This window comes from Pantoea sp. X-Soil-MYKO-1289 (assembly GCF_059730625.1).
Genome location: NZ_AP036004.1, coordinates 796,066 through 809,312 on the forward strand (window position 1 = coordinate 796,066; position 13,247 = coordinate 809,312).

Genomic DNA, 13,247 nt, shown 5'->3' on the forward strand with positions numbered 1-13,247 from the left:
TCGAACGACGCCAGATCCTGCATCGTTAGGAACCTTTTTAGCGATGCTATGGAGCTGGCATGTTGTTTACATTTTTACGTCTGGTCTGCCGCCTGCTGTGGCGGGTGGAACTGCGCGGCGACGCCGCCGCGCTGCATCAGGGAAAAGTGCTGATCGCGCCGAATCATATCTCTTTTCTCGACGGCGTGCTGCTGGCGCTGTTCCTGCCGATCAGACCGGTATTCGCGGTTTACTCCGCCGTCAGCGAGCGGTGGTATATGCGGCTGGTGAAGCCGCTGATCGATTTTGTTCCGCTCGATCCGACCCGGCCGATGTCGATCAAGCAGCTGGTGCGGCTGATCGACAGCGGCCGTCCGGTGGTGATCTTCCCGGAAGGGCGCATTACCGTGACCGGCTCGCTGATGAAAATCTACAGCGGCGCGGGGTTTGTCGCCGCCAAATCGCAGGCCAACGTGGTGCCGATGCGCATCGAAGGCGCGGAGTACACCCCTTTTGGCCGCCTGTCGGGCGTCTTCAAGCGCCGCCTGTTTCCCCGCATTACCCTGACCATCCTGCCCGCGACGCGCATTCCGATGCCGGAGGCGAAGCGCGCGCGCGACCGGCGCCAGCTCGCCGGCGAGCACCTGCATCATATTATGATGGAAGCGCGCATGGCGGTGCGCCCGCGCGAAACGCTCTATGACGCCTTCCTTAACGCCCGCACCCGCTACGGCGCGTTTAAGCCCTGCATCGAAGACGTCAATATGCAGCCCGACAGCTATACCGGGCTGCTGAAAAAGGCGCTCGGCGTCGGTCGCATTCTTGAGCGCTATAGCCAGCCAGGCGAAATCGTCGGCCTGCTGCTGCCGAATGCGACGGTGACGGCGGCGGCGATCCTCGGCGCGTCGATGCGCGGGCGCGTGCCGGCGATGCTTAACTACACCGCCGGGGTCAACGGCATGCGCGCGGCGCTCACCGCGTCGCAGGTGAAAACCGTCTTTACCTCGCGCCAGTTTCTGGAGAAGGGCAACCTCTGGCATCTGCCGCAGGGGCTGACCGAGGTCGAGTGGATCTATCTGGAGGATCTGCGCGACACCGTGACGACGCAGGACAAGCTCTGGATCCTCGCGCATCTGCTGCTGCCGCGCCGCGCGCAGGTGGCGCGCCAGCCGGAAGAGGCGGCGATGGTGCTTTTCACCTCCGGCTCGGAGGGCAACCCCAAGGGCGTGGTGCATTCGCATAAAAGCCTGCTGGCGAACGTCGAGCAGATCCGCACCGTGGCCGATTTCACCCCGCGCGATAAGTTTATGTCGGCGCTGCCGCTGTTCCACGCCTTCGGTTTGACGGTGGGCCTGTTCACGCCGCTGATGACCGGCGCGCAGGTGTTTCTCTACCCCAGTCCGCTGCACTATCGCATCGTGCCGGAGCTGGTCTACGACCGCAACTGCACCGTGCTGTTCGGCACTTCAACCTTCCTCGGCAACTACGCGCGCTTTGCCGCGCCTTACGATTTCGCCCGCCTGCGCTACGTGGTGGCGGGCGCGGAGAAGCTGCAGGAGGCGACGCGCCAGATCTATATGGAGAAGTACGGCATTCGTATTCTGGAAGGCTACGGCGTGACCGAGTGCGCGCCGGTGGTGGCGATCAACGTGCCGATGGCGGCGAAAGCGCACACCGTCGGCCGCATCCTGCCGGGCATGGATTCGCGGCTGATGTCGGTCGAGGGCATCGAGCAGGGCGGACGGCTGCAGCTGCGCGGGCCGAACATCATGAACGGCTATCTGCGCGTCGAGAACCCCGGCGTGCTGGAAGCGCCCGCCGCCGACAACGGCGAAGGGCAGATGGAGGCGGGCTGGTACGATACCGGCGACATCGTCCTCTTTGACGAAGGCGGCTTCTGTCAGATCCAGGGGCGCGCGAAACGCTTCGCCAAGATTGCCGGCGAGATGGTGTCGCTGGAGAGCGTCGAGCAGATCGCCCTGAAGGCGTCGCCGGAGAAACAGCACGCGGCGTCGCTGCGCGCCGACGGCAACCGCGGCGAAGCGCTGGTGCTCTTCACCACCGACGCCGATCTCAAGCGCGACGTGCTGCAGAAGGCGGCGCGCGAGCTGGGCGCGCCGGAGCTTGCCGTGCCGCGTGATATCCGCGTGATGAAGCCGCTGCCGATGCTGGGCAGCGGCAAACCGGACTACGTCAGCCTGAAAAAACTGGCGGAAGAGGAGCAGGCATGAACAGGCTAAACACGCAGGCGATGTCGCTGAGGTCGCGCGGCATGCTGGCGGTGATGGGCGCGCAATTCTTCTCTGCCTTCGGCGACAACGCGCTGCTTTTCGCCACCCTGGCGCTGCTGAAAAGCGAGCTTTATCCCGACTGGAGCCAGCCGGTGATGCAGATGCTGTTCGTCGCCGCCTATATTCTGCTGGCGCCTTTTGTCGGCCAGCTGGCGGACAGCTTCGCCAAAGGCCGGGTCATGATGTTCGCCAACAGCCTGAAGCTGCTGGGGGCGCTGCTGATCTGCTTCGGCTTCAATCCCTTCGTGGGCTATACGCTGGTGGGCATCGGCGCGGCCGCGTATTCGCCCGCCAAGTACGGCATCCTCACCGAGCTGACCTCCGGCGAGAAGCTGGTGAAGGCCAACGGCATGATGGAGAGTTCCACCATCGCCGCGATCCTGCTCGGATCGGTATCGGGCGGCGCGCTCGCCGACTGGAGCCTGCCGGCGGCGCTGGCGCTCTGCGCGGCCACCTACGCGGTGGCGGTGGCGGCGAACCTGTTTATTCCTGCGCTTGCCGCGGCGCGTCCGGGACAGAGCTGGCATCTCGGCGCGATGCTGCGCCGTTTTTTCCAGGCCTGCTCAACGCTGTGGCATAACGCGGAGACGCGCTTTTCCATTCTCGGCACCAGCCTGTTCTGGGGCGCAGGCGTGACGCTGCGCTTCCTGCTGGTGCTGTGGGTGCCGGTGGCGCTCGGCATCAGCGACAACGCCACGCCGACGACGCTTAACGCCATGGTGGCGATCGGTATCGTGGTCGGGGCTGGCGCGGCGGCGAAGCTGGTGACGCTGGAGACGGTGCGCCGCTGCATGCCCGCTGGCGTGCTGATCGGCGTGATGGTGGTGATCTTCTCGCTGCAGCATTCGCTGCTGAACGCCTACCTGCTGCTGATGGCGATCGGCGCGCTGGGCGGCTTTTTCGTGGTGCCGCTCAACGCGGTGCTGCAGGCGCGCGGCAAGGCGAGCGTCGGCGCGGGCAATGCGATTGCGGTGCAGAACTTCGGCGAGAATATCGCCATGCTGGTGATGCTGGGGCTCTATACGCTGGCGGTGAAGGCGGGCGCGCCCGCGGTCGCGACCGGCGTCGGCTTCGGCGCGCTGTTTGCGCTGGCGATTGCGGCGCTGTGGCTGTGGCGGCCGAAAGCGAAAGCGTAACGCGAGTGGGCAGCCATTCATCTCCGTTTTACGAGCTGGGATGAATGGCTAAGCCCAGGTTTTTTCAAAATCCATCCAACAGAAAATCAATAGCTGATTTGATTTGATAGCGATAATGCTCAACGCTACACACTTCTGCACCAAGTTGAGCCTTACGCACGCTCGCCATTGCGTGTGTTAGCAATAAATAAGGCGTGCCGTTAATTTCCAGAAGAGGGTTTAAGCGAAGCGCAGCCTGACTCTGCAAGCCGCTAAGAGGATAGAGAGGAATAGCCAGGCGAGTGTTCAAATCATCAACGATATCGCTCTGGATATCGAGTAAAAAAGGGTAGTCCCGGCTATTTCCGTTATTTTGGTAAACAGTATATTGCATACTTAAAACGTCCTGTAATCATCCGACAACAAGCCATGTTCGTCAGTAATACGATTTAACTCTTCAATGGCGCGTTTGTTTTCCTGCTTCCATTTTTCGGCTTCCGCTTTTTTAATTTCACGCTTTAGCGCCTCCGTTAAAGCAGCAGAAAGATTAATTCCTTCGTTACGAGCCCGCTCAAGAAGTGCGGGTTCAAGCGTAACGCTTACCGTTTTTTTAAGACGACCTGCTGAAATGCTCATTGCTTATCTCTCCATACACGTGTAGGAACACGTGTATGGAAAATAGCGTTTTTCGCCTGGAAAATATACATTTTTAATCATGCGGCTGTTCCAGGGAGTGCCCCAGCAGCCTCCGTGCTTCACGCGCTACATTTTCCATCTCATCCTGCAGCTCCAGCAGCTCCGGCTCCAGGTCGTCGATATCGCCGCTCTGGCGCAGGTTCTGCTCCAGCTGGCGGCAGAGCTGCTTCATGCGCGGCACGCCGCTGTAGCTGGCGCTGCCGTGCAGCTTATGAATGATCTCGCGCAGTCCCTGCACATTTTTCGCCGCCATAAAGGCATCGAGTTTTTCATGCACTTCAGGCAGAAAGTCGAGCAGCATCTTCAGCATATCGCGCGCCAGCTCGGGCTTGTTCGCCGCCTGACGCAGCGCCAGCTCCCAGTCGAGCGACGGCGAAACGGCGGGCACCGGCGGCAGCACCGCAGGCAGCGCCGGACTGTAGCGCGCCAGCAGCTGGCTGAGCCGGGTTTCGTCGATCGGCTTCGCCAGATAGTCGTTCATCCCCGCTTTGATGAGATGTTCGCGCTCGCCGTCGATGGCGTGCGCGGTGACCGCCACAATCGGCGTACTGGCGTGCAGCGGCAGGCTGCGAATGATTTCGCTGGCGCGAATGCCGTCGATTTCCGGCATCTGGATATCCATCAGGATGATATCCAGCGGCTGCGCGCGCGCCGCGGCGATCGCCTGCTCGGCGTTGTTGCACAGCAGGATATGCTGCACCTGCTCCTCCAGCAGCGCGCCAATCAGCTTGAGGTTGGCGGGGTTGTCATCCACCGCCATGACCCGCAGCGGCAGGCGCGCGCCGTTGGGCAGTTCGCTGCGCTGGCGGCTATGCAGATCGGCCAGCAGCGGCAGCAGACGCGTGGTGGATACCGGTTTGGTGATGCAGCCGTGAATGCCGCGCACCTTGAGGCGATCCGCCAGCAGCATCATGGCGCTCGGCAGCGCCAGCAGCACGCAGTCGGCGCGGTTGAGCAGGGCGTCGATAAAGGCGTCGTCCAGCAGCTCTTGCTGCGTGATATCGATCGGCAGCCCGACCAGCAGCAGCGGATAGTGCGGCTCGCGCAGGCCCGACAGCGTCTCGCTGTGCTCTACCTGCAGCGGCGTAACAAGCAGCATCTTCAGCGCCGCGTCGGCCGAGGCGGCATGCGCCTCGACGTAGGCCATGCGCGAGCGCGACAGGGCGTCGAGCGCGCGCGGCAGCGACGGCGCGTTGGGATTAAGCTCGAGCTGTATCCGCACCCAAAAGGTCGAGCCTTCATTGACGCGGCTGTGGAAGGCGATCTCGCCGCCCATTTCGCTGACCAGCTTCTGGGTGATCACCAGCCCCAGCCCGGTGCCGCCGTGACGGCGGGAAATGCTGGCGTCCGCCTGGCGAAACGCCTGAAAAAGCTGGGTCTGCTGCTGCTCGGAAATGCCGATGCCGGAGTCGTGCACCTGAATCTCCAGCTCGACGCGCGTGGCGCTGACGGCGCGCTGTTCGACGCGCAGATCGATAGTGCCGCGCTCGGTAAACTTGATGGCGTTGCCCAGCAGGTTGATCAGAATCTGCTGCAGGCGCAGCGGATCGCCAATCACGTTATCCGGCACGCTGCTGTCGCACAGCACCGTCAGCTCTAGCCCTTTTTCGTGCGCCGACGGCGCCAGCAGCACAATGGTTTCATCCAGGGTGGAGCGCAGCGGGAAAGGGATCGACTCCAGCACCAGCTTGCCCGCTTCCAGCTTAGAGAAGTCGAGCACGTCATTGATAATGCTGAGTAAATTATTCGCCGAGCGCTCAATGGTGTGCATGTAGTCGCGCTGCGTGGCGCCGAGCGCGGTTTTCAGCATCTGCCGGGTAAAGCCGATCACGCCGTTGAGCGGGGTGCGCAGCTCGTGGGACATATTGGCGAGAAACTCCGACTTGATGCGCGCCGCTTCCTGCGCGCGCTTTTTCGCCAGATCCAGCTCAACGTTCTGAATCTCCAGCTGCTCCAGCGTTTCCCGCAGATCCCAGGTCGCCTGATCGATATTGTGCTGCATCTCTTCGTGATAGGCGGTGAGCGACATCGCCATGGCGTTGATGCCGTTTTTCAGGATGCTAAGCTCCCCCAGCATATAACCCTCGACGCGGCTGTCGAGCTGGCCGCGGCGAATGCGGTCGACGGTCGTCACCATATTGCGAATCGGGCCGGTAACGTCGCGCATCAGGCGGTAGGCAAACAGCATGGCGATGCAGAGACAAAACAGCAGCATCAGGGTGGCGACAAACACCTCTTTATACTGCTGCAAACGCACCGACTGGAGATCGAGCTCGATCGCCACGTAGCCGAGCGGGTTGCCCGCCGGTTTGGTGTCGACGCTGGGCAGCTCGTCTATTGCGAAGCGCTCCGAGGTGATCGGCGTGCGCAGGATCAGCAGCGTGCCGTGGCGCTCCATCGAGACCTCGTCCGGCAGCGCGCGGATATCCTCTTGCTGCAGCAGACTCAGGTTCTGGTTGTTATTAGAGGTGACGTAAAGATGGTTATTGTTGTCGAATATTGAGATGGCGCGGACAATATCGGAGTGGCGGCGGTGCAGCAGGCTGACCAGCGCGCGGATGGCGTCGCGGTCGTGCCAGGTCATACTGTATTCGCTGGAGACCGCCAGCGGCTCAATGATGCTGGCGCCCGCGTCCACTACCTGCCGCTGCAGTTCGTTGTAGCGATGCACCACGAAAAACGAGCTGAGCAGCAGCCCAATCATTAGCGTCGGCGCCAGGATTAAAATCATCATTCGCGCCCGCAGGCTGTATTTCGTCATAATAGTCGCTGGCTAAGCCTGTTATCCCTGTGCGCGACAGCGCGCACGCTGAATTTTATTGAGAATGTAGAACACTATGGCGCAATTTTACTCCGCAAAACAGCGCGTGACGACTAAGCAACGCATCACCGTCACCGTGGACGAGCTCGATCCCTTCGGCCAGGGCGTGGCGCGGCATCAGGGTAAGACCCTGTTTATCAGCGGCGCGCTGCCCGGCGAGCAGGCGGAAGTGACGCTGGTGGAGGAGAAACGCCAGTATGCGCGCGGCAAAGCGACGCGGCTGCTTAGCCTCAGCCCGGAGCGCGTGACGCCGCGCTGCCCGCACTTTACCCGCTGCGGCGGCTGCCAGCAGCAGCACGCCGCCGAGCCGCTGCAGCAGCGCAGCAAAGCGGCGGCGCTGTCGCGCATGCTGGGCCAGGCGGCGCAGCGCGCCGTGGCGGTGGACGAGATCCTCGCCGGGCCCGCCTGGGGCTACCGCCGCCGCGCGCGCCTCGGCCTGCAGTGGCAGCCGAAAACGCGCGAGCTGCAGATGGGGTTTCGCCAGGAGGCGAGCAACGATCTGGTGGCCATTCGCGTCTGCCCCATTCTGGCGCCCGAACTTGAAGCGCTGCTGCCGCCGTTGCGCGACTGCCTCAGCGCGCTGAAGGCGGCGAGCCGGCTGGGGCACCTCGAGCTGGTGCTGGCGGACAACGGGCCGCTGATGGTATTGCGCCATCTCGACGCGCTGCACGCCGACGACCGCGAAAAACTGGAACGTTTTTCGCATGAGCAGAGGCTGATGCTGTTTCTCGACGACGGCGAGCGGCTGGAGCAGGTGCGCGGCGAGGAACCTTTTTACCATTCGGGCGAGGTGCGGTTGACCTTTAGTCCGCAAGACTTTATTCAGGTTAACGACGCGGTTAACCAGCAGATGGTGGCGCAGGCGATCGCCTGGCTCGATCTGCGGCCGGAAGACCGCGTGCTCGATCTCTTTTGCGGCATGGGAAACTTTACGATCCCTGTAGGAAAATTTGTACAAAATGTTGTGGGTGTGGAGGGCGTTGCAGCATTAGTGCGGCAGGCAGCGTATAATGCGCAGCTGAATAATCTTAAAAATGTCCGCTTTTTCCAGCACAACCTGGAGGAAGATGTCGCGCGCCAGCCGTGGGCGGCGCAGGGATTTAACAAGGTATTGCTCGATCCGGCGCGCGCCGGGGCCGCGGGCGTGATGGCGCACGTGGTTAAACTTGCGCCAGAGCGCGTGGTCTATGTTTCGTGTAATCCCACAACGCTTGCTCGCGACAGCCAGAGTTTACTGTCGGCGGGCTACCATCTGGAAAGGGTCGCGATGCTGGATATGTTCCCTCATACCCGTCATCTCGAATCCATGGTGCTGTTCAGCAAAACATAAGCGGCAATTGATGCTGCTGTGGCAGGAGAGGATATGGTTGCGGTCAGAAGTGCGCATTTAAATACGGCAGGAGAGTTCGCTCTCGATCAGTGGATCGCCAGTCTTGGCATTGCCAACCCGCAATCATGTGAACGTATCGCCGAGACCTGGCGCTATTGCGAAGCCCAGACGCAGGGACACCCCGAACAGTCGCTGCTGCTGTGGCGCGGCATTGAGATGGTTGAGATCCTCTCGATGCTCAGTATGGATATTGAAAGCTCCTGCGCCGCGCTGATCTTCCCGCTGGCGAATGCGGAAGTGGTGAGCGAAGAGGAGCTAGGCGAAACCTTCGGCAACGGCATCGTCACTCTGGTGCACGGCGTGCGCGATATGGACGCCATTCGCCAGCTGAAAGCGATCCACAACGACTCCATGGCGTCCGAGCAGGTGGACAACGTGCGCCGCATGCTGCTGGCGATGGTGGAGGATTTCCGCTGCGTGGTGATCAAGCTGGCGGAGCGCATCATGAACCTGCGCGAGATGAAAGACGCGCCGGAAGATGAGCGCGTGCTGGCGGCCAAAGAGAGCACCAATATCTACGCGCCGCTCGCCAACCGGCTCGGCATCGGTCAGCTGAAATGGGAGCTGGAGGATTACTGCTTCCGCTACCTGCATCCCGATGAATACAAACGCATCGCCAAACTGCTGCACGAGCGCCGTATCGATCGCGAACAGTATATCGAGAACTTCGTCGATTCACTGCGCAAAGAGATGGTGAAAGAGGGCGTGCGCGCCGAGGTTTACGGCCGTCCGAAACATATCTACAGCATCTGGCGCAAGATGCAGAAGAAGTCGCTGGCGTTTGACGAGCTGTTCGACGTGCGGGCGGTGCGCATCGTCGCCGAGCGTCTGCAGGACTGCTACGGCGCGCTCGGCATCGTGCATACCCTCTATCGTCATCTCCCGGCGGAGTTCGACGACTATGTCGCCAACCCCAAACCGAATGGCTATCAGTCGATTCATACCGTGGTGCTCGGGCCGAAAGGCAAGACCGTGGAAATTCAGATCCGCACCCGGCAGATGCACGAAGACGCCGAGCTGGGCGTCGCCGCGCATTGGAAATACAAAGAGGGGCCGAGCACCGGCAGCGCGCGCGGCGCCTCCGGGCACGAAGGGCGTATCGCCTGGCTGCGTAAGCTGATCGCCTGGCAGGAAGAGATGGCCGACTCCGGCGAGATGCTGGAAGAGGTGCGCAGTCAGGTGTTTGACGATCGCGTTTACGTCTTTACCCCAAAAGGCGACGTGGTGGATCTGCCCGCCGGATCGACGCCGCTCGACTTCGCCTATCACATTCACAGCGATATCGGCCACCGCTGCATCGGCGCCAAAATCGGCGGCCGCATCGTGCCCTTTACCTATCAGCTGCAGATGGGCGATCAGGTTGAAGTGATCACCCAGAAACAGCCGAACCCGAGCCGCGACTGGCTGAACCCCAACCTCGGCTATATCACCACCAGCCGCGGCCGCGCCAAGATCCATAACTGGTTCCGCAAGCAGGACCGCGACAAAAACATCGCGGCGGGTCGTCAGATCCTCGACAGCGAGCTGAACCAGCTCGATATCAGCCTGCGCGAAGCGGAGAAGCTGCTGCTGCCGCGCTATAACGTCACCTCGCTCGATGAGCTGCTGGCGGCGATTGGCGGCGGCGATATCCGCCTGAATCAGATGGTCAACTTCCTGCAGGCGAAGCTCAACAAGCCGAGCGCGGAGGAGGAAGATCGCGAGGCGCTGCGCCAGCTGACGCAGAAAAGCTACTCGCCGCCGTCGCGCAAAGAGAGCGGCCGCGTGGTGGTGGAGGGGGTCGGCAACCTGATGCACCATATCGCGCGCTGCTGTCAGCCGATTCCGGGCGACGATATTGTCGGGTTTATTACGCAGGGCCGCGGCATCTCTATCCACCGCGCCGACTGCGACCAGCTGGCCGAGCTGACCGCTCACGCGCCGGAACGCATTGTCGACGCGGTGTGGGGCGAAAGCTACTCCAGCGGCTACTCGCTGGTGGTGCGCGTTACCGCTAACGATCGCAGCGGGCTGCTGCGCGATATCACCACCATTCTCGCCAACGAGAAGGTCAACGTGCTGGGCGTCTCCAGCCGCAGCGACACCAAAAAACAGCTGGCGACCATCGATATGGATATTGAAATCTACAATCAGCAGGTGCTGGGCCGCGTGCTGTCGCGGCTGAACCAGGTGCCTGATATCATCGACGCCCGACGTCTTCACTAATTTTGCGGGATGGGCGCGCGCCCATCCCCGCGCTTATGACCCCGTGTTTGAAAAGGACTGACTATGAGCTCACTCGATCGCCTGCTGGGCATTATGCAAACCCTGCGCGATCCGCAACGCGGCTGTCCGTGGGATCGCGAGCAAACCTTCGCCTCGATCGCCCCCTATACGCTGGAAGAGACCTATGAAGTGCTGGACGCCATCCAGCGTGAAGACTTTGACGATCTGCGCGGCGAGCTGGGCGATCTGCTGTTTCAGGTGGTGTTCTACGCGCAGATGGCCAGCGAGCAGGATCGCTTTACCTTCGAAGATATCTGCGACGCCATCAGCGACAAGCTGGAGCGCCGCCATCCGCATATCTTCGGCGACGCCAGCGTGGCGGACAGCGCGGAGGTGCTGAAAAACTGGGAGGCGATTAAAGGCGCGGAGCGGGCGGAGAAGGCGCAGCACTCGGCGCTCGACGATATTCCCAAAGCGCTGCCGGCGTTGATGCGCGCGCATAAAATCCAGAAGCGCTGCCATAACGTCGGCTTCGACTGGACCTCGATTGGCCCGGTGCTGGATAAAGTGCATGAAGAGATCGACGAAGTGATGCACGAGGCGCAGCAGGCGACCATCGATCCGCACAAGCTGGAAGAGGAGATCGGCGATCTGCTGTTCGCCACGGTCAACCTGTCGCGCCATCTCGGCAGCAAAGCGGAAACCGCGCTGCAAAAGGCGAACGACAAGTTCGAGCGTCGTTTCCGCGCGGTCGAAGCGATTATCGCCGCGCAGGGGCTCGCCATGCCCGAGGCGACGCTGGAACAGATGGAGGCGGCCTGGCAGCAGGTAAAAGAAGGCGAAAAACGCTGATTATTCCAGCGCCGCATACAATTTAGCCGGTCGCGCTTACTCGATTCAGCCCGAGAAAAAAGTTGTGACCTGCATCAACATTTCCCTGGCCGCTATCCGCTATGTTACCCGCTGCAATGCGTTGGAGGATGGCGGTGATTCATCAATTGTGGCTAACAGGGGTTTCAGGTATACTGTTTTCCCGTCCTGGTTATTCCACCGTCTTTAAACCTAAACTCTCAGGTTCAGCATGACAACGAATTATATTTTTGTGACCGGCGGGGTCGTTTCCTCTCTGGGTAAAGGCATTGCCGCAGCCTCCCTCGCAGCCATTCTCGAAGCACGTGGTCTCAACGTGACCATCATGAAGCTGGATCCCTATATCAACGTCGATCCGGGCACCATGAGCCCTACCCAGCACGGTGAAGTGTTCGTCACCGACGACGGGGCCGAAACCGATTTGGATTTGGGTCACTACGAGCGTTTCATTCGCACTAAAATGACGCGCCGCAACAACTTCACCACGGGTCGTATCTACTCTGAAGTGCTGCGCAAAGAGCGCCGCGGCGACTATCTCGGCGCGACCATTCAGGTTATCCCGCACATCACCAACGCCATTAAAGAACGCATTATCGCCGGTGGCGAAGGTCACGACGTCGTTCTGGTGGAGATCGGCGGTACCGTCGGCGATATCGAGTCGCTGCCGTTCCTGGAGGCGATTCGCCAGATGGCGGTTGACGTCGGCCGCGAGCACACCATGTATATGCACCTGACGCTGGTGCCCTATATGGCGGCGGCGGGCGAGGTGAAAACCAAGCCGACCCAGCACTCGGTTAAAGAGCTGCTCTCTATCGGCATCCAGCCGGACGTGCTGATCTGCCGTTCCGATCGCGCCGTGCCTGCCAACGAACGCGCCAAGATTGCGCTGTTCTGTAACGTGCCGGAAAAAGCGGTTATCTCGCTGAAAGATGTCGATTCCATCTACAAAATCCCGGGCCTGCTGAAGTCGCAGGGTCTGGATGACTATATCTGCAAGCGCTTCAACCTGAACGCGCCAGAAGCCAACCTGTCCGAATGGGAACAGGTGATCTACGAAGAGGCCAATCCGGGCGGCGAAGTGACCATCGGTATGGTCGGCAAATATGTCGAACTGCCGGATGCGTACAAATCGGTGATTGAAGCGCTGAAGCACGGCGGCCTGAAAAATCGCGTAACGGTCAACATCAAGCTGATCGATTCGCAGGACGTCGAGACGCGCGGCGTCGAAATTCTGAAAGATCTGGATGCGATTCTGATCCCCGGCGGCTTCGGCTACCGCGGCGTGGAAGGCAAGCTGATGACCGCGCAGTACGCGCGTGAAAACAACGTGCCTTATCTGGGCATCTGCCTCGGCATGCAGGTTGCGCTGATGGAGTTCGCGCGCAACGTCGCCGGGATGGAAGGCGCCAACTCCACTGAATTTGTGCCAGACTGTAAATACCCGGTGGTGGCGTTGATCACCGAATGGCGCGATGAAAACGGCAATGTGGAACAGCGTACGGAAACCAGCGACCTGGGCGGCACCATGCGCCTCGGCAGCCAGCAGTGCCAGCTGACGCCGGACAGCAAAGTCCGTCAGCTGTACGGTTCCGACACCATCGTCGAGCGCCATCGCCACCGCTACGAAGTCAACAATCTGCTGCTGAAGCCGATTGAAGCCGCAGGGCTGCGCATTGCCGGACGTTCTGGCGACGACCAGCTGGTCGAGATCATCGAGATCCCGAACCACCCCTGGTTTGTGGCTTGCCAGTTCCACCCGGAGTTCACGTCAACACCGCGCGACGGTCATCCGCTGTTCGCCGGCTTTGTTAAGGCCGCGCAGGATCACCAGAAGCGTTTAGCGAAGTAAGTTTCACGAGCAACGCGCGAACTTTTCGCGC

General features: G+C 61.1%; 9 protein-coding genes. 6 read left to right on the forward strand and 3 right to left on the reverse strand.

Annotated features, from left to right (window positions below):
* The first annotated feature begins 59 nt into the window (after positions 1–59).
* Together aas and lplT are read left to right on the forward strand one after the other, a co-directional pair.
* Positions 60–2,210 carry a bifunctional acyl-ACP--phospholipid O-acyltransferase/long-chain-fatty-acid--ACP ligase gene (gene aas, locus AC6I7Z_RS03770; protein WP_497813200.1) on the forward strand — a complete coding sequence of 717 codons (2,151 nt, stop codon included), beginning with the start codon at positions 60–62 and terminating at the stop codon, positions 2,208–2,210.
* On the forward strand, positions 2,207–3,406 hold the full coding sequence (lplT, locus tag AC6I7Z_RS03775) for a lysophospholipid transporter LplT (RefSeq protein WP_497813201.1): 1,200 nt from the start codon (positions 2,207–2,209) through the stop codon (positions 3,404–3,406). The genes aas and lplT overlap by 4 nt, the downstream gene beginning before the upstream one ends.
* A gap of 64 nt (positions 3,407–3,470) precedes the next feature.
* On the opposite strand, the gene AC6I7Z_RS03780 is transcribed toward lplT, so the two are convergent.
* From AC6I7Z_RS03780 to barA, 3 genes are all read right to left on the reverse strand, one after another.
* On the reverse strand, positions 3,471–3,779 hold the full coding sequence (locus AC6I7Z_RS03780; RefSeq protein ID WP_497813202.1) for a CcdB family protein: 309 nt from the start codon (positions 3,777–3,779) through the stop codon (positions 3,471–3,473).
* Between the two features lie 2 nt (positions 3,780–3,781).
* A complete protein-coding gene (locus AC6I7Z_RS03785; protein WP_497813203.1) occupies positions 3,782–4,021 on the reverse strand; it encodes a type II toxin-antitoxin system CcdA family antitoxin in 240 nt (79 codons plus the stop codon).
* 73 nt (positions 4,022–4,094) lie between these two features.
* Positions 4,095–6,842 carry a two-component sensor histidine kinase BarA gene (barA, locus tag AC6I7Z_RS03790; RefSeq protein WP_497813204.1) on the reverse strand — a complete coding sequence of 916 codons (2,748 nt, stop codon included), beginning with the start codon at positions 6,840–6,842 and terminating at the stop codon, positions 4,095–4,097.
* 76 nt (positions 6,843–6,918) lie between these two features.
* Between barA and rlmD the strand changes: the two genes are divergently transcribed.
* From rlmD to pyrG, 4 genes are all read left to right on the forward strand, one after another.
* The gene (gene rlmD / locus AC6I7Z_RS03795) at positions 6,919–8,232 is read left to right on the forward strand and encodes a 23S rRNA (uracil(1939)-C(5))-methyltransferase RlmD (protein WP_497813205.1); all 1,314 of its coding nucleotides are present in this window, start codon (positions 6,919–6,921) and stop codon (positions 8,230–8,232) included.
* Positions 8,233–8,265: 33 nt separating this feature from the next.
* The gene (gene relA / locus AC6I7Z_RS03800) at positions 8,266–10,497 is read left to right on the forward strand and encodes a GTP diphosphokinase (RefSeq protein WP_497813206.1); all 2,232 of its coding nucleotides are present in this window, start codon (positions 8,266–8,268) and stop codon (positions 10,495–10,497) included.
* Positions 10,498–10,560: 63 nt separating this feature from the next.
* Positions 10,561–11,349, forward strand: coding sequence for a nucleoside triphosphate pyrophosphohydrolase (gene mazG / locus AC6I7Z_RS03805; RefSeq protein ID WP_286868642.1), 789 nt, complete (start codon positions 10,561–10,563; stop codon positions 11,347–11,349).
* Positions 11,350–11,578: 229 nt separating this feature from the next.
* Positions 11,579–13,216 carry a glutamine hydrolyzing CTP synthase gene (gene pyrG, locus AC6I7Z_RS03810; RefSeq protein WP_033752123.1) on the forward strand — a complete coding sequence of 546 codons (1,638 nt, stop codon included), beginning with the start codon at positions 11,579–11,581 and terminating at the stop codon, positions 13,214–13,216.
* The last annotated feature ends 31 nt before the right edge of the window (positions 13,217–13,247 follow it).